Origin of the sequence: Paraburkholderia sp. MPAMCS5 (genome assembly GCF_036016995.1) — a bacterium.
Lineage (GTDB): Bacteria > Pseudomonadota > Gammaproteobacteria > Burkholderiales > Burkholderiaceae > Paraburkholderia.
Genome location: NZ_JAYXBK010000020.1, coordinates 74,434 through 95,769, shown reverse-complemented (window position 1 = coordinate 95,769; position 21,336 = coordinate 74,434). Strand labels below are relative to the sequence as shown.

16 protein-coding genes and 1 pseudogene are annotated in these 21,336 nt (G+C 61.0%); 10 read left to right on the top strand and 7 right to left on the bottom strand.

The features are described 5' to 3' along the window. The 4 genes from VOM14_RS28740 to acnA all read left to right on the top strand — a co-directional run. A partial coding sequence (locus VOM14_RS28740) for a citrate/2-methylcitrate synthase (protein ID WP_327632111.1) occupies positions 1–160 on the top strand: 160 nt, incomplete at its 5' end. Positions 161–263: 103 nt separating this feature from the next. Beyond that, positions 264–773, top strand: a complete 510-nt coding sequence (locus VOM14_RS28735) for a hypothetical protein (RefSeq protein ID WP_327632099.1) — start codon at positions 264–266, stop codon at positions 771–773. A gap of 25 nt (positions 774–798) precedes the next feature. After that, entirely contained in the window at positions 799–2,250 is a 1,452-nt protein-coding gene (locus VOM14_RS28730; protein WP_327632098.1) for a bifunctional 2-methylcitrate dehydratase/aconitate hydratase, read from the top strand. Between the two features lie 40 nt (positions 2,251–2,290). After that, positions 2,291–5,008 carry an aconitate hydratase AcnA gene (gene acnA / locus VOM14_RS28725; protein WP_327632097.1) on the top strand — a complete coding sequence of 906 codons (2,718 nt, stop codon included), beginning with the start codon at positions 2,291–2,293 and terminating at the stop codon, positions 5,006–5,008. 124 nt (positions 5,009–5,132) lie between these two features. On the opposite strand, the gene VOM14_RS28720 is transcribed toward acnA, so the two are convergent. The 7 genes and pseudogenes from VOM14_RS28720 to VOM14_RS28690 all read right to left on the bottom strand — a co-directional run bounded on the left by VOM14_RS28720 (position 5,133) and on the right by VOM14_RS28690 (position 14,258). Next, on the bottom strand, positions 5,133–6,119 hold the full coding sequence (locus tag VOM14_RS28720) for a hypothetical protein (RefSeq protein WP_327632096.1): 987 nt from the start codon (positions 6,117–6,119) through the stop codon (positions 5,133–5,135). Continuing rightward, the gene (locus VOM14_RS28715) at positions 6,116–6,658 is read right to left on the bottom strand and encodes an Hpt domain-containing protein (protein WP_327632095.1); all 543 of its coding nucleotides are present in this window, start codon (positions 6,656–6,658) and stop codon (positions 6,116–6,118) included. Before VOM14_RS28715 ends, VOM14_RS28720 begins: the two co-directional genes overlap by 4 nt. Before the next feature lie 12 nt (positions 6,659–6,670). Then, on the bottom strand, positions 6,671–7,279 hold the full coding sequence (locus VOM14_RS28710; protein ID WP_327632094.1) for a response regulator transcription factor: 609 nt from the start codon (positions 7,277–7,279) through the stop codon (positions 6,671–6,673). A 338-nt stretch (positions 7,280–7,617) separates the two neighbouring features. After that, positions 7,618–8,718 carry an OmpA family protein gene (locus tag VOM14_RS28705; RefSeq protein WP_327632093.1) on the bottom strand — a complete coding sequence of 367 codons (1,101 nt, stop codon included), beginning with the start codon at positions 8,716–8,718 and terminating at the stop codon, positions 7,618–7,620. 97 nt (positions 8,719–8,815) lie between these two features. Beyond that, complete coding sequence (locus VOM14_RS28700) at positions 8,816–9,265, bottom strand: YadA family autotransporter adhesin (RefSeq protein WP_327632110.1); 450 nt, start codon at positions 9,263–9,265, stop codon at positions 8,816–8,818. Positions 9,266–9,286: 21 nt separating this feature from the next. Continuing rightward, positions 9,287–9,349, bottom strand: a pseudogene (locus VOM14_RS28695) (hypothetical protein); the annotation flags it as partial. Between the two features lie 10 nt (positions 9,350–9,359). Beyond that, the gene (locus VOM14_RS28690) at positions 9,360–14,258 is read right to left on the bottom strand and encodes an ESPR-type extended signal peptide-containing protein (protein ID WP_442955598.1); all 4,899 of its coding nucleotides are present in this window, start codon (positions 14,256–14,258) and stop codon (positions 9,360–9,362) included. A 590-nt stretch (positions 14,259–14,848) separates the two neighbouring features. Here VOM14_RS28690 and VOM14_RS28680 point away from each other — a divergent pair. From VOM14_RS28680 to VOM14_RS28655, 6 genes are all read left to right on the top strand, one after another. Further along, positions 14,849–15,127, top strand: a complete 279-nt coding sequence (locus tag VOM14_RS28680) for a Flp family type IVb pilin (protein ID WP_327632092.1) — start codon at positions 14,849–14,851, stop codon at positions 15,125–15,127. Between the two features lie 25 nt (positions 15,128–15,152). Further along, positions 15,153–16,682 (top strand): pilus assembly protein TadG-related protein, encoded by a 1,530-nt coding sequence (locus VOM14_RS28675; protein ID WP_327632108.1) that lies wholly within the window; start codon positions 15,153–15,155, stop codon positions 16,680–16,682. After that, a complete protein-coding gene (locus VOM14_RS28670) occupies positions 16,679–17,575 on the top strand; it encodes a hypothetical protein (RefSeq protein WP_327632091.1) in 897 nt (298 codons plus the stop codon). Before VOM14_RS28675 ends, VOM14_RS28670 begins: the two co-directional genes overlap by 4 nt. Then, the gene (locus VOM14_RS28665) at positions 17,572–18,285 is read left to right on the top strand and encodes a hypothetical protein (protein WP_327632090.1); all 714 of its coding nucleotides are present in this window, start codon (positions 17,572–17,574) and stop codon (positions 18,283–18,285) included. Before VOM14_RS28670 ends, VOM14_RS28665 begins: the two co-directional genes overlap by 4 nt. A gap of 219 nt (positions 18,286–18,504) precedes the next feature. Continuing rightward, positions 18,505–19,590 (top strand): Flp pilus assembly protein CpaB, encoded by a 1,086-nt coding sequence (gene cpaB / locus VOM14_RS28660; protein WP_327632107.1) that lies wholly within the window; start codon positions 18,505–18,507, stop codon positions 19,588–19,590. 24 nt (positions 19,591–19,614) lie between these two features. Next, positions 19,615–21,330: a type II and III secretion system protein family protein gene (locus tag VOM14_RS28655; RefSeq protein ID WP_327632089.1), complete on the top strand. Its 1,716-nt coding sequence runs from the start codon at positions 19,615–19,617 to the stop codon at positions 21,328–21,330. The last annotated feature ends 6 nt before the right edge of the window (positions 21,331–21,336 follow it).

The window sequence follows — 21,336 nt, the reverse complement described above, 5'->3', positions numbered from 1 at the left end:
GCCGACCGCCATGTTCACGCCGCTGTTCGTGATCGCGCGCACGGCGGGCTGGAGCGCGCACATTATCGAGCAGCGGATCGACAACAAGATCATCCGGCCGAGCGCGAATTACACCGGACCCGAGAATTTGAAGTACGTCCCGCTAAATAAGCGAAAATAGCGGTCGCTGTGCGCTTTCAAAGCGCGTGCAGTTCAACCTCGCGGCCGCCAGGACCGGTAGACCGCGTACCGTTCAACTGAAATTAGATAGAAAGGTTTTCTCCATGAAGAAGCTGATGATCGCCGCCGTGATTGGCGCCCTGTCCACGACGATGCTGACCGTCGCGACTGACGCCGCCGCGCAAACGACGACCACCGAGAAGCCGGCTGCCAAGAAGGCGGTTGCAAAACGCCCGCAACCGCGCCGCCTGATCAAGCGTAAAGAAAATGCCGCCAAGGAAGCGAAGAACGATCCGGTGCCGGAAGGCGCAGAAAAGTGGTCGTGCAAGGACGGCCTCGCCTTCGAAATGAAGGGCGACATGAAGCGTGACCAGATCGTCACGGTTCACTGGGCGAACAAGAACTACAATCTGCCGCGCGAAGCGACCACCACGGGCGCCGACCGTTTCCACGACGCCGCAACCGGCATGGATCTCGTCGTGATCCCGACCAAGGCCATGCTGTTCCAGGACAAGGACAGCTCGCGTCTGGCCGACGAGTGCCAAACCGCCGCGATGGCGCAAGGCGCACCGGCTGCGACGCAATCGAACGCGATCAACAAGAGCAGCAACTAACTCGTCGTCGTCAGGAAAACCCTCGATGTCCGCTCCGATTTCCAACGTGCGACCCGATCCGGACACAGTCCTGGTCGATATCGTCGACTACGTTCTGGATTATCAGATCGACAGCGCACTCGCGCTGGAAACCGCGCGTCATTGCCTGATCGATACGCTCGGCTGCGGACTCGAGGCGCTCACCTACCCTGCCTGCACCAAGCTGTTGGGACCCATCGTGCCGGGCACGATCGTCCCCAACGGTGCGAAAGTGCCGGGCACGTCGTTCCAGTTGGACCCGGTTCAGGCTGCCTTCAATATTGGCGCCATGATCCGCTGGCTCGATTTCAACGACACCTGGCTTGCCGCCGAATGGGGTCATCCGTCGGATAACCTCGGCGGAATTCTCGCGACCGCCGACTGGCTTTCGCGCACGGCCATCGCGGCCGGCAAAGCGCCGCTGGCAATGAAAGACGTCCTGATCGCCATGGTCAAGGCGCACGAAATTCAAGGCTGTATCGCGCTCGAGAATTCCTTCAACAAGGTCGGGCTCGATCATGTATTGCTGGTGAAGCTCGCGTCCACGGCGGTGGTCGGCCAGTTGCTCGGCCTCACGCGCGACGAACTGGTCAATGCGGTGTCGCAGGCGCTCGTCGACGGACAGGCGCTGCGCACGTACCGCCACGCGCCGAACACGGGTTCGCGCAAATCCTGGGCGGCCGGCGACGCGACTTCGCGCGCGGTGCGCCTCGCGCTGATTTCGAAGACCGGCGAGATGGGCTATCCGTCGGTGCTGAGCGCGAAGGCGTGGGGCTTTTACGACGTGCTCTTCAAGGGCAACGCGTTCCGGTTCCAGCGCGAATACGGTTCGTACGTCATGGAAAACGTACTGTTCAAGATCTCGTTTCCAGCCGAGTTCCACGCCCAAACCGCGGTGGAAGCGGCCATCTCGCTGCACGCGCAACTCGTTGCGCGCGGCCGGCGCGTCGAGGACATTCGCAAAGTCACGATCCGCACGCATGAAGCGGCGATCCGCATCATCGACAAAAAAGGTCCGCTCAATAATCCGGCCGACCGCGATCATTGCATCCAGTACATGATCGCGGTGCCGCTGATCTTCGGCCGCCTGACGGCCGCGGATTACGAAGATTCGGTCGCGCAGGACGCGCGTATCGATGTGCTGCGCGCCAAAATGGAATGTATGGAAGACGCGCAGTTCACGAAGAATTACCACGATCCCGAGAAGCGTTCGATTGCCAATGCACTGACGATCGAATTCAACGACGGATCGCAGTTCGACGAAGTCGTAGTCGAATACCCGATCGGTCACAAGCGTCGTCGCGAAGACGGAATTCCGTTGCTGGTCGAGAAGTTCAAGACCAACCTCGCGCGCCGCTTCCCGGTCAGGCAACAACTGGCGATTCTCGACGTGTCGCTGGATCAGGCACGGCTCGAAGCCATGCCGGTCAATGAGTACGTCGATTTGTACGTCATCTAGTTAAGTACTGTAGTTCCGCGATCAAACCAAGGAAAACACCATGGCCCACAACCTCCACAAAACGCTCAAGGAATTCGACAGCGGTTCCGGCAAAGGCAAGTTCTACTCCCTGCCGCAACTCGGCAAGGCACTGAACATCAAGATCGACCGCCTGCCGGTTTCGATCCGAATCGTGCTGGAATCGGTGCTGCGTAACTACGACGGCAAGAAAATCGCCGAAGAACACATCACGCAACTCGCGAACTGGAAGCCGACCGCTGCGCGCGTCGACGAAATCCCGTTTGTCGTGTCGCGCGTCGTGCTGCAGGACTTCACCGGCGTGCCGCTGCTCGCCGACATCGCGGCAATGCGCGGCGTCGCGCAGCGCGTGGGCAAGAATCCGAAGTCCATCGAGCCGCTGGTTCCGGTGGATCTGGTCGTCGACCACTCGGTGACGATCGATCACTTCCGTGAAAAGGGCGCGCTCGATCTGAACATGAAACTGGAATTCCAGCGCAACAACGAGCGCTACCAGTTCATGAAGTGGGGCATGCAGGCATTCGACACGTTCAAGGTCGTGCCGCCGGGCGTCGGTATCGTTCACCAGGTGAACCTGGAATACCTCGCACGCGGCGTGCACAAGAAGGCCGAAGGCGCGGACACCGTGTACTACCCGGATTCGCTGGTCGGCACGGACAGCCACACCACGATGATCAACGGCATCGGCGTGGTGGGCTGGGGCGTGGGCGGCATCGAAGCTGAAGCCGGCATGCTCGGCCAGCCGGTGTATTTCCTGACGCCGGACGTGGTCGGCGTGAACCTGAAGGGCAAGCTGCGCGAAGGCGTGACGGCGACCGACCTGGTGCTGACCATCACCGAACTGCTGCGCAAGGAAAAGGTCGTCGGCAAGTTCGTCGAGTTCTTCGGCGAAGGCACGCGCTCGCTGTCGCTGCCGGACCGCGCGACGATCGGCAACATGGCGCCGGAATACGGCGCGACCATGGGCTTCTTCCCGGTCGACGAAAAGACGATCGACTACTTCAAGGGCACGGGCCGCACCGACGCTGAAATCTCGGCGTTCGAGAACTACTTCAAGGCGCAAAACCTGTTCGGCATTCCGAAGGAAGGCGACATCGAGTACACGAAGGTCGTCACGCTGGATCTGGGCTCGGTCGCGCCGTCGCTGGCGGGTCCGAAGCGTCCGCAAGACCGTATCGAAATCGGCAACGTGAAGTCGACCTTCGGCGATCTGTTCTCGAAGCCGGTGGCTGAAAACGGTTTCGCGAAGAAGGCAGAAGATCTGGACACGCAATACACGACCAGCAACGGCGTCGACGTCAAGAACGGCGACGTGCTGATCGCCGCGATCACGTCGTGCACGAACACGTCGAACCCGAGCGTGCTGCTGGCCGCTGGCCTGCTGGCAAAGAAGGCTGTCGAAGCCGGCCTGACGGTCGCTCCGCACATCAAGACGTCGCTGGCTCCGGGATCGCGTATCGTCACCGAGTACCTGACGAAAACCGATCTGCTGAAGTACCTCGACAAGCTCGGCTTCACGCTGGCCGCCTACGGTTGCACGACCTGTATCGGCAACGCGGGCGACCTGACGCCGGAACTGAACGAAGCGATCACGAAGAACGACATCGTCGCGGCAGCGGTGCTGTCGGGCAACCGTAACTTCGAAGCGCGTATTCACCCGAACATCCGTGCAAACTTCCTGGCCTCGCCGCCGCTGGTCGTCGCGTACGCGATCGCCGGCAACATCACGCGCGATCTGATGACCGAACCGGTCGGCAAGGGCAAGAACGGCAAAGACGTGTATCTGGGCGACATCTGGCCGACCAGCGACGAAGTCAACGCGTTGCTCAAGTTCGCGCTCGACGCGGACGCATTCCGCAAGAACTACTCGCAGCTCACCAAGAAGGGCGACCTGTGGAGCAAGATCGAAGGCGAAGAAGGTCAGGTCTACGACTGGCCGAAGTCGACCTACATCGCGGAGCCGCCGTTCTTCGGCAACGACTTCTCGATGACGCCGGCCGACAGCATCGCGGCGGTCAAGAACGCGCGCGCACTGGGCATCTTTGGTGACTCGGTCACGACCGACCACATCAGCCCGGCTGGCTCGATCAAGGAAGATTCGCCCGCAGGCCGCTGGCTGAAGGAAAACGGCGTGCAGAAGGCCGACTTCAACAGCTACGGCTCGCGCCGCGGCAACCACGACGTGATGATGCGCGGCACGTTCGCGAACGTCCGGATCAAGAACCTGATGATCCCGGCGAAGGCAGACGGCACGCGCGTGGAAGGCGGCCTGACGATTCACCAGCCGAGCGGCGAACAACTGTCGATCTACGACGCAGCGATGAAATACATCGACGCCGACACGCCGACCATCGTGTTTGCCGGCGAAGAGTACGGCACGGGCTCGTCGCGTGACTGGGCAGCGAAGGGCACGCAACTGCTGGGCGTGAAGGCCGTGGTCGCACGCAGCTTCGAGCGGATTCACCGTTCGAACCTGGTCGGCATGGGCGTTCTGCCGCTGCAGTTCAAGGGCTCGGACAGCGTGCAATCGCTCGGCATCACCGGCGAGGAAACGTACGACATCGAAGGCCTCGGCGCAGACTTCAAGCCGCAGCAGGAAGTGACGCTCGTGATTCGCGGCAAGGACGGCAGCGAGAAGCGCGTGCCGGTGCTGCTGCGTATCGACACGCCGATCGAAGTCGACTACTACAAGCACGGCGGTATTCTGCCGTTCGTGTTGCGTTCGCTGCTGGCTGCTTAAGTTCGGCCTGAGCGGAAAGCAAACGGCTTGGCTGTTTTGCAGGGGCTGCGTCCTGTGGAGGGCGCAGCCGACTTTCAAAGCCCGACCCCTGGTCGGGCTTTTTTTTCGCTGCTTGGTTTGGCGCTTAGGGCTGTGCGCGGCCTGCCTGGAAGGCGGCAGGGTTCTCTGTGATCCGGCGCTGCGTCATGTGCGCGTTCCAGTCCGTATCGCCCGGCGCGGGCACGCTTGCACGCGTGGCGACAGTGGCGCGCCGCTGCTGCGTGGCCCAATCGAGCAATGCCGTGCGTTCGGCTGATTCGCTCGCGGACGATGCAGACGCCGTCCATTCGGGTTGCTTCGATACCGAAGCACGGGTTGGCGAATCGAAGGAACGGGTCAACGCCATGCGCGACGCGACTTGCATGTGGGTCATGCGGGTCATGCCGAGCGGGCGCTCGATTTTTGCAAGAACGGTGCGTGCAGCGACATGGCCGGGCACGTGAGCGGCAGGCCGCGGCTCGTCACGATGTGCGGCCTCAAGCGACGTGTTCGCCTGGGCAGGCGCATGTTGCGCAATCGTACGAGGTGCCGCCATGGACTGTGGCGCCTGTGTGGCCGGCTGCAGCCGTTGGACGTCTGCTACTAACGCACTTGCGGGATGAACCGCGCCAGCGCGCGACTGCGCGGCCGCCGCAGGTTCCCTTGCGGCTGTGGTGAGCTTGTTGGCGGCGTCGGGCGTCGAACAGGTTGCCAGCAGCCACGCGAGCGCCATGCTGCAACCCACAAAAATGGCTGCGCCGAGTACATGGTCCGAGCGCGACGAACTCGGACGTGGTCTGTCAGCAGCAAGATAGTGTCTCGCTTCGGCCAATTGCTCGTCGAAATGAGTCGAAAAATCGGGCTGCGGTGGCAGCTTGTAGAAAAACAGGAGCTTGGCGTTCGGCACCTTTTTTCCGCGACGGATTGGCGACGCCGCATAGGACCGTCCGCCAAGCGATGCCGATTGCGGCGTGCGTTGCTCCGACCCGGAGGCCGACCGTCGCCGCGAGCCAAAAGGCGGCGGCAAACCGGCGAGCGGCCGCGAACTCGGCAGCGCAAGATCGCCCTCGATCAAGGCCAGCGGCCTGCTCATGACCTGGCGCTCCGATATGCAGCGGGCGCTGCCTCAAGCTGCGCGAGCAAATTTCGGGTGCGTGCTGCGAGTGCGTCGAGTGCGGCGGCATTGCGCTCGGACGGCGACGTACTCGCGCGCCGCAACGCTTCCATCAGACTCTGTGCCCCGACCAGCCCTAATGCTCCGCTCAATCGGTGCAGCAATCGTGGCAGGAGATCCAACTCACCTTCGCGACGCAGATGATCGAGACTATCGAGGTCGTCTCGCATCACGCGACACCAGTTGCTCAGAAAATCGGCGAGATCGATGCCTTCGTCAGTCAGCGCAGTGAGATAACGATGATCGAAGGGCTCAAAAGAAGGGCTCAAGCTCGTGTCAGGGTGCTGAGCCTTCTCGCGAGCATCAGCCGGCTGCGCGCTGCCGACGATGGCCTGTGCAGTCTCCACAGCCGCGCGCGCAGCCACCTGCGCCGGGCGTGCGTGATCTGCCTGAGCGGTGGGTTGCGCATGCTGGTTGAGGCCGGCGTCTTCGCCGCCATGCAGATTCGTTTCGTTCATGGCTGCAAGAACCTAGTCGATCAGCTTATGCAACGAAGCAAACTCGATCAAAGCTGCCAACGACGACAGCCCGAGTTTCTCCTGGATGCGGCTTTTGTAGGTGCTTACCGTCTTGTCACTGAGAAACAGGCGGCTCGCAATATCGCGATTGCTCGCACCACGGGCGAGGTGCTGCAACACCTCGACTTCGCGAACTGACAATGAACTCAAGGCGTTCTCCGGCGCGGGCCCGGCAGCGTCGGCGGGAAAACAGTCATAACCAAAAAGAATTGTCTTGAGCGCCGTAATCAGTTCGCTCATTTGGCGCCCTTTTCCCACGTAGCCGTTTGCACCGGCGGTACGCGTATATCCGGCCATGACGTCTTCTGGCTTTGCCGAAAGCACAAGAATACTGATTTTCAGATTTTCTTCGCGAATACGGCGAATCAGGGATAAGCCATCGAGCCTCGGTAAATCCAGATCGACAATGACCATATCCGGCTTTTCGGTCAGGACCATTTGCAAACCGTCTTCCCCGTCGCCACACTCCCCGACGAGCTCGAGTTCAGGGTCGGCCCGCAGCACGTTGGCTATCGTTCCTCGAATGATTGGATGATCGTCAATAACTACAATTCTCTTCATTTACAGCTCCATTTGTTTTCTTATTAATCAATGGGCGCAAAACGAAACAGAAAAGCCCAACGCGAATTTGCACTCATGTTAACCATGTTGCGCTTTCATTTTTGCCACAACGCGGAGAGACAACTCTGAAATGGGAAGAGGCTTTTCTATGCGAGCAATGGAAATTTCCTGCACTGCCTCATAACAATGGATTCGCGTGTTTTATCCACGCAGAATTTGTTTTCAGCAAGCTGCAAGGGATAGAAAAAAGCGAGCGCGAATTGCTTCGCGCTCCTGCTTTAGATGGCGGAGGCGTGGCTAAAAGTGGCCGCGTGTGCGTTAAACACGGGCCACCTCTGTCACTGCTCCGGCTCGTTTTGCATCAGTCCATCCTTCGGCGGAACGGGCTTCTGCGCACCACCGCGCGCAAATTCCAGTTCGACACGACGGTTGGGCGCGAGGCAGTCGATAAGCGTCTGACGATTCCGGTCGTTACATTGGACCACCGGATTTTCCTTGCCGCGGCCGCGTGCGCCTATGGGCGTGGTGACGCCACCATTTTGCAGATAGCGCTTGACGGTCTCCGCGCGCTTCGTTGACAACTGCCGGTTGTAGCTGTCACTGCCAAGACGGTCCGTATAGCCTTCGATACGAATGCCCGTCACGTCGTCCACTTGCTTCAGATCGCGAACGAGCTGGTCGAGCTTGGTCTTCCCAGCGGGCAACATGCCATTCAGATCGCTGCGGTCGAACTTGAAGGTCGCGTCGGCCTGCAGCGTCATCTTCTGTGGAATCGAGGGGACCGGCGTCGCAACGGCGCGCGGCGTGCAGGCTTCGAGCGCCGCGCCGACAACAGGCATGCCTTTCTCGACGCCGTCGACAAGACGCTGGCTTTCGCTGAAATTCCGCGTCCACGCCTCATGACCGGCGTGAATCATTTCCACCTCGGAACACGCCGTTAAACGCTGCGCTTCCTGGCATTGCGGAAATAGCGGGGACGTCTTTGCCTCGAGAATCTGCTTCCACAAATCCGGGCGAATCACCGACGCAGTCCGCAATTCAGGATTGTCGACGGAAAGGCCCTGACCGGTTTCAAGCGCCGTGGTGAGGCGATTGGCCTGAACCAGCGCTTCCTCGACGAAGCCCCAATGATCGCGGCTATATCGCTCAGCAGTCGCGGCGTTCAGCCAGCACTGCGCCTTCTCGCCGAAGTAATTGTTTTTGCGCTCGCCCAGCGCCTGCAGGCGAGCCTGAACGGTATCGAGCAATGCACCGTTCTTGATGCCGCCATAGGTTTCGATCCATTGCGGTGTTACGGCGCCAGCGGCCTGACTTTGCGTGGCGCTGAAGCCATTCTGCAGAACGGTGGGGTCCTGGATTTGCAGCCGGTCGCGCGTCGCGGACGACGAACATCCGGCCAACATCGCGGCAAGCGCGACGGCAATTAAAGAATACTTCATGTCTGTTTTCTCATGGAAAGAGGGTCGCACGGAAACTTCCCGTGCGACCCCGACAGCTAACGTCTCAAGCTCCTATTCAAGGCCCGACGGCCATTGCTTAGTTGCCGAGGACGATGCCGATACCAGCGCGAACGATGGTGCTGTTGCCGCCCGAGGTGGACACGCCGAGGTTGTAGTTGACCGTGCCCTTCTCATTCCAGCGGGACACGCCCAAACCAACCGCCTGGTAGCCACGGTAGTTCGCCACACCTGCATTCAGCGTGGTACGACCCGGCAGGTACGGCGTCACGATATTCAGCGCCGATGCGGCAGCAATACCCTTGGCAGCACTGCGATCAACGTTGTTGATCGTGTTGCTCATGTTGCCCATGGCATTGTTCAACTGGCCCAGATTGACTGCATCCGTTGCCTGCGTGCCCGCTGCGACGTTGGTGATCTGACGCTCGGCGCCGGCAGACCCCACCGACACCGTGTTGTCGCGATCCGTCGTGGAGTTCGCACCCAGCGCGACCGAGTTGGCGTTGCCAGCCGAAGCTCCGGCACCCATGGCGACCGAGTTGTCACCCGTCGACTTGGTGTTCTTGCCGATGGCAATCGATTCGCTACCCGATGCGACAGCACCGTTACCGATCGCGATTGCATCAGAACCCGAAGCGTCCGCAGCCGTGCCACCCGAACCAGGGTTGCTGATGTTGATGTAGGTCGAACCACCACCGTCCGTGGACAGGTGGTTCAGCGATGTTGTTGTTGATCGAGTTGACTTGACTGTCGATACCGCTAAGGGCCGAACCGATGTCCGAATAGGTGCCGCCGCTAAGCTGATAACTCGGAGCGGAAATCGCACCGGTAGAACTAACTGTGGAACCACCGCCCAGCGCGTTCGCAACACTGCTTGCCGTGGCGAACAGCTGGCTGCCATTCACCGCGTCGAGACTTGTGCTGAGCAGCGTACCGGCCTTCAGATTAGTGATCTTCGTCGAGCCACTCGCGCCCTTCAGCGTGATCGAATTTTTAGTCGTGTCGTCGTATGCAACGAACGCGTTGGTCACAACGCCGCTGCTGTTGAACGTGCCGCCCATGGCCTGCAACTGTGCAACGTTCACTGCATCGCTGCTCGCCACACCGTTGGCCACGTTGGTCAACGTCACTGCCTTCGTCGCGCCGGAGCCGCCAAGCGTCACCTTGGTTTTGGTCGTGTCGTCATAGGCAACAAACGCGTTTGTGACCACGCCGCTGCTGTTGAACGTGCCGCCCATGGCCTGCAACTGTGCAACGTTCACTGCATCGCTGCTCGCCACACCGTTGGCCACGTTGGTCAGCGTCACTGCCTTCGTCGCGCCGGAGCCGCCAAAGGTCACCTTGGCTTTGGTCGTGTCGTCATAGGCAACAAACGCGTTTGTGACCACGCCGCTGCTGTTGAACGTGCCGCCCATGGCCTGCAGCTGCTGCACGTTCACGGCATCGGTGCCGTTCGTACCGTTCGCCACGTTGATGATCTGACGTTCCGTGCCCACTGCGCCCACCGACACCGCGTTCGCGCGGCTGGCCACCGAGTTCGAACCCAGCGCCACCGAGTTGGTTGCCGATGCACTTGCTGCACCGCCGATTGCCACCGCGTTCGTACCGGTCGCCGACGAATCGGCAAGCGTCGAATTCGTGTGGAAATACTTGATGCCGCCGCCGTTGACGATGTTGTTGACCGTGTTGGTCACGTTCGTCACGTTACCCGCCACGTTTGCAACGTCGGCGTTAGTTTGATACAGCTGGTTACCGTTGACTGCTTCCGTGCTGGTGGCAGTCAGCGCGCCTGCCTTCACGTTCGTGATTGTCGTGCCGCCCGTACCCTTCAGCGTGATCGAGCCCTTGGTCGTGTCGTCATAGGCAACAAACGCGTTCGTGACCACGCCGCTGCTGTTGAACGTGCCACCCATGGCCTGCAACTGTGCAACGTTCACTGCATCGCTGCTCGCCACACCGTTGGCCACGTTGGTCAACGTCACCGCCTTCGTCGCGCCGGAGCCGCCAAGCGTCACCTTGGTTTTGGTCGTGTCGTCATAGGCAACAAACGCGTTCGTGACCACGCCGCTGCTGTTGAACGTGCCGCCCATGGCCTGCAACTGTGCAACGTTCACTGCATCGCTGCTCGCCACACCGTTGGCCACGTTGGTCAGCGTCACTGCCTTCGTCGCGCCGGAGCCGCCAAAGGTCACCTTGGCTTTGGTCGTGTCGTCATAGGCAACAAACGCGTTTGTGACCACGCCGCTGCTGTTGAACGTGCCGCCCATGGCCTGCAGCTGTGCAACGTTCACTGCGTCGCTGCTCGCCACACCGTTAGCCACGTTGGTCAGAGTGACCGGCGCGGGGGTGCCCACCAGACCGCCCAGTGTCACCTTGTTGCGCGCCGATGAATCGTATTGAACGGCGTTTGCCGTGCCACTCGACGCCGCAGCGGTAATGGCCGCACCGACGTCTGAATAGGTCAGCCCGCTGATGATAAACGACGGCTTTTTGATCGTGCCGTCGGCGTTCACTCCCGCGCCGCCGCCGATCATGTTGGCCACGCCGGTCAATTGCGTGATGTTGACCGCATCCGTACCTTGCGTACCGGCTGCCACGTTCACGACCTGACGCTGTGCCGAGGCACTGCCCACCGACACAGTGTTGGCGCGGTCAGCAACGGAGTTGCTGCCCAACGCCACGGAATTCGTTGCACTAGCTGTTGCATTGGCGCCGAAAGCGACGGAATTAGCCTGGCTGGCGGTAGCATTCGCGCCGAAAGCCATTGAATTCGTGCCTGCGGTTGTAACCACCGCGCTACCGCCCATTGCAACTGCATTCGAGGCGTTGGCCATGCTGGTCGAGCCCAGCGACAGGGCGTTGGCGCCCTGCGCGGCGGCGTTGTAGCCGATCGCGACAGCATTGGTAGCAGCGTTACTAGTACTGGCGCCCGCGCCAATCACCGTTGATTCGAGTGCAAGAGCCGCTGCCCCCGTACCGACTGCTGTAGAACCCGCGAGCGCGGTGCCGGAACCGGCGCCGACGGCCAATGACCCCGTACCCAGCGCGGTTGCAGTCGGCCCGATCGCCATTGCGTCCGTCGAGTTGTCGGTGCTCGTCGAAGTGCCCGCCGTAACGTTTGAACTCACCGCAATGTATGCGGTGACAGGAGTCGCACCGAGAGGTGAAGCCCCAAGAAGCATCGATTTGACGCCGCCCGACTTCAGCATCTGTTGCGTCAGTGCAGCCTGAACCGCGGACAATTGACTGACCGTTACTGCGTCGCTATTTGCAACACCGTTCGCCACGTTCATGATGCGGCGTTCCGAGCCGACGTCGCCAACTGAAACCGCGTTCGCCACGGTCACACGCGAATTGGCACCCAGCGCCACCGAGTTCGCGAACTGGGCGCGCGCACCGGAACCAATAGCTACAGCGCTGGCTCCGCTCGAATAGGCCGAACCGCCGATCGCCACCGATTCGGAGCCCGTCGCAATTGAAGAAGAAGAAGCTGATACAACCTTAATGTACTTCGACGAATTCTCGACGTCGTTACTGAGGCCGCTGATGGCAGTGTTCACTCCGGTGAGTGCCGAGCCGACATCGTTGTACGTACTGCCCTGCACAATGTAAGCCGGGTTGGTCACTGCACCACTTGCGCTCACGCTCGAGCCGCCGCCGAGTGCATTCGCAATGCTGCTTGCCGTGCTATACAACTGCGCCCCGTTCACAGCATCTTTGCTGCTCGACACGACCTGGCCAGCCGCCACGTTCGTCAGGCCAACGGCTGTGGTAGAGAGCTTGCCGCCGAGCGTGAGCTGGGTATGCGCCGACGAGTCGTAAATCACTGCGTCCGGCGAACCGCCGCCCGCGACAGCAGCGATCGCGGCGTTCATCTGGCCGAGGTTCACCGCGTCGGTGTTCTGCGTGCCTGCGCCGACGTTGATGATCTGACGCTGAGCGGTTGACGAACCCACCGACACGGCATTCGCGCGATTAGCGACCGAGTTCGAACCCAAGGCCACCGAGTTGTTCGCCGATGCGATCGCCATGCCGCCGATCGCCACCGATTCCGCGCCGTCTGTCGATCCGTCAGCCAGCGTCGAATTCGTGTGGAAGTACTTGACGCCGTGATTGTAGATGTTGGTGATGGCGCCGCTCAGGTTATTCCCGAGAGCATTCAACGTCTGGTTGGTCGCATACAACTGGCTACCGTTGACCGCGTCGGTGCTCGTGGCCGACGAAATATCGCCTGCCGCCACGTTCGTCAGCTTGACCGCCGACGTATGAGCCGTACCGCCGAGCGTCACGGTGTCGCGAGCCGACGAATCGTACGTCACGATAAGCGGATTGCCAGCAATGCCATTGTTCACGAAGTTGTTGACCACATTGGTCACATTCGCGAGATTGCCGGCAACGTTGGCCACGCTGTTTGCAACGTTCACAACGTTCTGGTTGGTCTGATACAGCTGCGAACCGTTGACCGCATCCGTGCTCCAGTTCGACGAAATGTCGCCCGCAGTCAGATTCGTGATCTTCGTACCGTTCGTGCCCTTGAGAGTGATCAAGGTTGACAGGGAGCTGTCGTACGTCACGGCATTGGGAGTGACAGTACCACCGCCGCCTCCGCCATTGACGCTCGCAATGGCGGCATTCAACTGGTTAACGTTGACGGCATCGGTGCCTGCGGCGCCCGCGGTCACGTTGGTGATTTGTCGCGTGTACTGCGATTTGCCGTCCGAGGAAAGATAGCCGACCGACACAGAATCGCTACGGCTGGCAACCGAACCCGCGCCCAACGCAACGGAGTTGGATGCCAACGCCACGGTGTTTGCGCCATATGCACTGGAATTGTTGCCGGCCGCCAAGGAATATGGACCAGACGCGACTGAACTGGAACCGGTGGCCCGCGCACTGCTAGCGGCTTCGGACGAAGGCGAGTTTGCCTGGAAATAGCGCGTGTACTGATAGAGCTGTGCGCCATTGACCGCGTCCGAACTATTCAACGAGACGTCGCCATTTCCCAGTTGCGTGACCTTATTGCCCAGCATCTGCACGTCATTCATCATGTGAATGCCATACACGCCCTGGATTTCCAGATGCCCGTCGGTATAACCGACCACGGAGGCTGTCGTACCGTGCAAACCCCATGCGCCGTTGTCGCTCGCGGCGTTATTCAAAGCGAACGACATCCCGTCGGAGGTGTTGCATTTCATCAATTGGACGGCGCTCGAGACCGGACCCCACGACGTGCCCATTGCCCCCATATTCAACTGCCCCGGACACAACTCGAGACCGCCGTTGCCCGTAACGGCTTGCGCCGCCGCCGTACCCGGCACCATCGACATACCCATTGCCCCGATCGCCATGGCGATTGGCATGAACGCGGCCTTCAAGGCCGTTGCCGGACGGCTCGGAGCACTCGTGTCAGCCGGGGCGGTGGAAGACGAAGCTGTCGCACGACCACGCGCCTTTGCAGTTTCGGGCGCAGCCACCCACGTTCCGGATGCGTCATTCCAGACGCTGATATACGACTTATTCATAAATTCCCTAAATAGAGGGCAAGCCCCGCTTGCAGTTCGATTTGAGAAACCGTGCGCACACGCTCCCCGCAAAAAAACCGACCGGCACGTTTAAAGCTCGATCCAAAGTTTTCACGCATGGCGAATCTAACTGTGGGCTTTGTCTCTAAAAATCAGGAAACAGGAAAAACAGAAAGGAAATTTCCGCATATATGCGGAGTAAGTCACCTCCCACTTAAATCAACTCTTTATCCCTGCATTAAGCCGCCCGGCGCATACGGCGAATGGGCGCCTCCGGCAGCGGCTCACGCTGGCGCCAGTGGCGCCTCAAGCCGCCGTTGGTGCTGGATTTTTGCGCCTAACCGCGCCAGGTCCAGCCGCGGTAAACGAGTCAAAATCGGTAATACCCACATACGATATCCGATACAGGATTTGCAGTGCCAAAATTCGGAAATTTCACCAATTCATATGCCTCTTACATTCTTATAATTCGCACTGACACTGCTGCTGATGCGTTCAGGCAAGAGTATTCCTAATTTATATTTTTAATCTAGGAAAACACAACTTGCACAGCCGTGTCTGAGCACCCTTAATCCTTTTTCATATAAATCATGAAACTCTCACAAATCCGCCGCAAAAATAAGCAGCTCGGTCAGGGTATGACGGAATACATCATCATCGTCGCGCTGATCGCCGTCTCCGCAATTGGCGTGTATTCGCTGTTCGGCCAGACGCTGCGCAACCAGACCGCCGGCCTCGCGAAGGAAATGTCCGGTCAGAACGCCGAGACCAATATCGGTCAGGCACAAGGCAACGCCAACACGGCGACGACCAACGGCAACAAGACCAAGAATATGGGTACGTATAACGACGCTAACGTCGTCAACTAATCTTTTCCGATTAGCGATATCCATGATGAAACGCTCTGCCCGCAAGGGCAGGGCCAGGGTTGCCGGCGCTAGCGGGCAGGCGCTGGTCCCTGCTCTGATTTTTCTTGTGATCGGCTGCGCCGGCCTGTATGTGGCGTTCAACTCGTTCCAGATGACGAGCGCCAGAATCAAACTGCAGAACACCGCCGACGCTGCCGCGTACAGCGCTGCCGTGTTGCAGGCGCGCGACTACAACTTCTCCGCGTACACGAACCGGGCCATGGTCGCCAATCAGGTCACCGCCGCCCAGGTGGTCGCATTGAAATCATGGATCGATGAACTCGACGCCACTTACTCGTCCTCGGACCTCGACCAGACCGTCAATGTCCTGGCGGATCATCCGGCTCAATGGAGTACACCGAAGCAAATCGGCAAGGCGGACATCGACCCGGTGCGTGCCACGCTAGACGCGCTGCTGCCCACCGTCGCGCGCAACATCGGTTCGCTCAATCGGGCGCTGAGCAACGCTCAGGCGAACTATCATGCAGCCGTCTTCACCGCCGTGCCTGACACGGCTGACGCCATCGCGCAACTCAATCAGCCCGACACGCGCGTGACAACCGGCTATTTCACGAGCCCGCGCAATGCCGCGCAACTCGCGGCGTGGAGTTCCTACACGGCGACCATCACGCCTGCTGGCACATTGGGACAAGACGACTTCGCCGACGTGGTGACGAACCCCGCCACGCTCGACGGCTTCGTCAAGAATCGCGACTCCATGCGCAGCGTCGCGCCGAAGTTCCAGCAATTGAACGACAGCGCCAACAAGATCTGCGGAGCGGGCAGTTCGTTCACGATCAACGTGACGCACGACGGCGGCACGCAACTGCGCAGCGACAAGAGCGGTTGGCAGTCTATCGACGCGAGCACCGCGCACCTTCGCATCAGTTGCATTGGCCCGGTCGAATCCGAAGCCGGTTACGGCGGCAGCGCCAATGGCAATATCACCAGCTACATGACCCATCCGCCGTTCGCTGCGTGGCAGGACTGGCAGGGTTACGGCGGCTATTTCAACTTCGGCTATACGGGCAGCTCGCAACCCGGATGGCAAGTGCCCGACGCCATGGCCGAGCAGTTCCGCGCGGGTCCGGGCCCCTCGCTCGACCCGGCCAACGGTGGACTGCTGCCTTACCAGGAAGTGAACGGCAAACAACTCGCCGCGCAGGCGCCGCGCATCACCATCGAAGTCACGCGCAACAGCGACAGCCTCGTGAAAACCGTGGGCCTCCAGGGTGGCGGACGAATGAAGGTCGATTACAACGCGGCCGGCGGAGCCATGCGCGCACTGTCGAGCGCGAAGGCCTACTTCGTGCGCCCGGACGAGGCATCGGTCGCCAGTTCGCTGATCGGCTCTCTGCTGGACGCCAGTCAATGGGCGCGCGTGGACCATGCCACTGAATATCCGAGCCTGTTCAGCCCGTACTGGCAAGCCACGCTTGCACCGGTCAGCGCGGACGAGCGCGCGGCCGCTCAGGCAAACCAGATTCCGGCTGAACTGCAGGCGCATACACAATGAAATCAACGCACGCTAGAAACGCCGGGAAACCTGTGAGGCAAACCGGCCAGGCCATGGTGGAATTCCTCGTCGCCATGATCACGGTCATGAGTGTGCTCATGCTCGCCATCGTCATGCTTGCCAAGTTCAACGACGTTCGTAACCGGACGCTCATGGGCTCGCGCTACGTCGCATGGGAGCGGACCGTGTGGACGGACAACGACGCGAGAAAGTATCTCTCCAGCGATCCGAGCACCACCGAAGGCTGGTCGAGTCGCTACGGCAGCGCGGCGCTCGCTGCAGGCAAGACGGACTCGGACATCAAAGGCGAAGTGCTGGAACGCATCATGGCGGGCGACGGCGCGCCAGTCACGGGCACAGACCACACGCAGGATCAATTGGCCGCGACGCAGCCGGCCATGTGGAACGACTATGGCGGCAATCCGCTGCTGGCCTCGGCATCGGATGTTGCGGTCAGCACCAGCTCGGCCGCCGATCCAGCGAGCAGTCAAACCAGGTCAGCCTTGGCCAGTTGGCTCGTGCCCACCGCCACCGGCAGCGCATATACCGCTCAATTCAACTTGCCGACCCACACGCTGCAAGCGGGAGCAGTCAGCATCTCTATCGCCCAGAACAGCGACGTGCTGAAGCGCCTCTGGCCGAAGGACGGGCCGGTATCGGCATTCAACGGTCTGACCTTCTCCGATACGAACGTGCTCATGACGAACACGTGGGTACCGGACGGTTCGAACAGCAACAAGGCCTTGTTCAGTCAGGCGGTGCCCGCGGCCAACGTCACGCTCGTGTCGCCCAACGGTTATCAAAGCCTGCAAAAGTACGCGCCGGAGATTTCGACACTCCAGTTCGGCCGCATCCGGCAAGACGTCGTGCCACCAGGCCGCTTGAACCGATGAAACGCGCTCACCACCTCGCCGGCGGCGCACTTCTCGCCTGTGCGCTCATTGCCGACGCGGCCGTCGCCGGCACCGCGTGCGACAAAACACCGGTTCGGCCACAAAGCGTCGAGGCCATTGGGCGCGACATGATCGTGAACGGCGTGCCCACATCGGTCGTCGGTATGCAGTTCGACGGAACAGTCGGCGACGTGTCGAAGGCCTTCCGCGAATTCTGGATCGGCGAGAGCGTCCCGGCGAAAGGCCGAAGCACCGCGTCAGGTTTGATGCTGAGCGCCGTGGATGGTCATTGCCTCTATCTGCTGAGTCTGCCGCCGCAGCGCGAAGGCGCGCACGCGCGCGGTCTGATGAGCGTGGTGCGCCTCGGCGCGGATCAGGTTGAACACCGTATTCCCGATTCCGCGATTCCACTGCCGGAAGAGATCACGGTTCTCTCGGATGTCGAGAGCCGCGATCGCGGCCAGACGGGGCGCACATGGCTGCTCGACATGCCTGGCGAGGCGCGCTGGAATGCGCAGCGCTATCGCAACCGGCTCTCATTGCAAGGATGGGTGAATGTGGGCCGCCAGCCGGACTATCTGTCGGTCGGCAGCCAGGCACCTCAAGGCAAGGCATTCGCGATGCAACACGGCAAGGACAGCGTGGACGCGAGTTTTTCAGACCGCGATGGAAGAACTGTCGCAGTCGTCAATGCAACCAGGAACCGTTGAGATGCACCAACGTTTTAATCTTCCCGCGACGCCGCGTAACAGGCAGCGCGGCCAGGCGTCCGCGGAATACCTCGTGATTACGTGTGCCGGGTTGATCGCTCTCCTCTTGATAAGCAGCGACTGGCCAGGCGCCCCTACGCTCCTCAATGTGCTGAAGTCGTTTTTCGGCGCCTACAGCTTCACCCTCTCGCTTCCCTGACCGACAACGGTCGATTGGTTATGCTTAAGAAAATCAAATTCCGTTCGCTTCTGGCGAACTCCTGGGTCCTACTGTTCCTCGCGGCATGCGTCGCCGGCGGCCTGACGTTCCTGCTCTACAAGTATCTGAACGAGCGCGAAAACAAGCTGAAGGCCGACATGGGCGCAAACAAGGTTCGCAACGCTGTTCAGGTCGTGGTGCCGGCCCGCGACCTACCGGTCGGCACACAGTTGTCGAGCGGCGATTTCGTGTCACGCGAGGTTCAAGGCGATCTGGTCTACGACGACATGGTCCGTCCGGAAAACTTCGAGCAATACCGCACGTCGCATCTCGTCAAGCCGGTGCGCCGCGGCCTGCCCTTGCGCGCTGGCGACATCGACGCACTGCGCGGCCGCGATTTTTCCGACATCCTGCCGGAAGGGCAGCGCGCCGTCACACTGGATATCGACACCATCAACTCGACTGCGTTGATGCTGCGCCCGGGCAATCGCGTCGATGTGTACTGGATCGGCAAGGTCTTTCATCCGGACGGCGCCTCCGACGAGAAAAAAATGGTCCAACTCATGATGCCCAATGCGCTGGTGCTCGCCACCGGCCAGGACTTGCGTCCGCGCGACGCGGGCGAGGCCGCCGAGCACGATCAGGCAAATGCAAGCGCCATGAACCGGCAGGAAAACACGGGTTACTCGACGGTCACACTGCAAGTGCCGGCGGAAGAAGTGGGACGCCTGACGCTCGCGCAAAAAATCGGCGGCCTGCGTCTTATTCTGCGCAATGCCGACGACAAGGGGCACGACGGCCCGCCGCTGGTGGAGGAGAAAGACGTGTTCACCGATCCGGCGCAGCCGGGTATGTCAAGCGGCAAGCGTGCGACTTCCCAGTCCGTCGAAGTGATTTCGGGCGGTGGGGCAGGTAGCGCCAGTATCGTCCCGAGCATGCAGTCGGACGCCGCGCATGATGCGCCAGCCGCAGCCACAGCCCCGCCCGTTGGCGCGCAAACCGCGCCTCGGTTGCCGCAGCATCAGCAGAGCGTCTATGAGCAGGCCAACGCCATCGCCCAGCAACTCCAGAAGGCCGTTGCGCCCGGCGCGTCTCAGCAAAACTAAAAGTACGAGCACAGGTTTCACACCATGAAAGTCAAACACAATGCGGCGCGATTGCGTCGCCGGGTTCTGCCGTCCGTTCTCATCGGCATGTTGCTGTGCGAAGCGGCGCCGCTCGCGTTGGCTCAGACCGTCTATTCCCCACCGGCGGATGACGCGTCCGCGAACGCGCATGTGCTCGAAATGTTCCGCGGCGAAGTGCGCATTCTGCGCGTGCCCGGCACGATCAAGCGCATCGCGATAGGCAACGGCAAGCTGATCACCGCGAACGTGGTCGACGGCAGTCTGATGTTGCTGGGCGAGCAGGACGGCATGACTTCGCTCGTGGTGTGGAACGAGAAAGGCATCGCGCTGCAAACCACCGTGCGCATCGCGAAGGCCGAAGTGAGCGCGTCACTGCAGCAGTTGCGTGCGGTGCTGAAGTCGGTATCCGGACTTCGCATCGACGCGATCGGCTCGAATATCGTTCTATCGGGCGTCGTGCACCGCGACATGGTGGCCGTCATCAAGTCGGCGACGCAAGATATGAAGAACGTGATCGACACCACGACCGTCGACGAAGGTGACGGGCTCAGAAAGACGGTCCATTTCAAGGTGCAGATTATGGAAGTCACGCGCAATGTGCAGCGAAAGCTCGGCATTGGCTGGGACAGCGCGTTCAAGGGACCGCAGATAGGCGGCGCCGCGAGCTTTGCGACAGGCGCGGCCAAGGCGGTCACGGCAGGCACGAGCTACTTCCTTGCAGGTATCGCGTCGAACATCGGCTCGCAAATCAATTTCGCGGTCAACAATGGCGATGCATTCATTCTCGCCGCGCCTGAACTGAACACGAAAAGCGGCGGCACCGCCAGTTTTCTGGCGGGCGGGCAAGTGCCGATTCCGCAATCGGGCGCGCTCGGCACCACGAACGTCATGTTCAAGGACTATGGCGTCAAGCTGAGCATCGATCCTGTCGTCGACGCAAACGGCATTATCTCGGCGCACCTGACCACCGAGATCAGCCAGATCGACCCGACCGTGACCTATGGTGGTCTGCCCGGCTTCCTGACGCGCAGCACGAGTTCGGACATTTCGATGCGCACCGGCGAAACGCTCGCCATTTCCGGGCTCATCAGCGCCGATGCGGTGAAAGACAGCGACGGCATGCCGTACCTCGGCCAGATACCGGTTATCGGCCAGTTGTTCCGTTCGGACAGTTTCCGCGCGAAGAAGAGCGATCTCGTCATTTTCGTGACGCCGCTTATTTCAGATCCGGAACTCGCGCCTAATTCCGACATGCTGGAGCGCGCCGACGGCATAGACCAAAGCTACCGGAAGCAATACGGCAACCCGGAGCCGATCGTCGCCGACGAGGAAAAGGCGATGCGCGTCAAGACGCCGCTTCGCGCCATCGCGCCGACACCCGCGCTCCTTCCCGCGCCGATCCGCGCCACTCCGCCCCGTGCGCCGGTTGCGGACCAGCCGGCGCCTGCACCGCAGCAGCCCTCGCCGTCGGCACCTGCCGCGCAGCAGGAAATCCCCAGTGCCCCGGCGCAAGCGGCACCGCAACCGCAACCAGAACCGCAGCCGCAGCCAGCGCCCGCAAGCCTGCCGCCGGAGGGCGTCGCGGAAGCCCTTCACATGCTGAACGCCGCGCAGCAGCCGCCCGCGTCGCCGGCCACTCCGCGCGATGGAGCCAACTCCGCGACCAACGGCAAGGTGCCGCCACAGCAAGTCGGCGTGCTCGGCAGCGCGCCCAACTAAACGCGC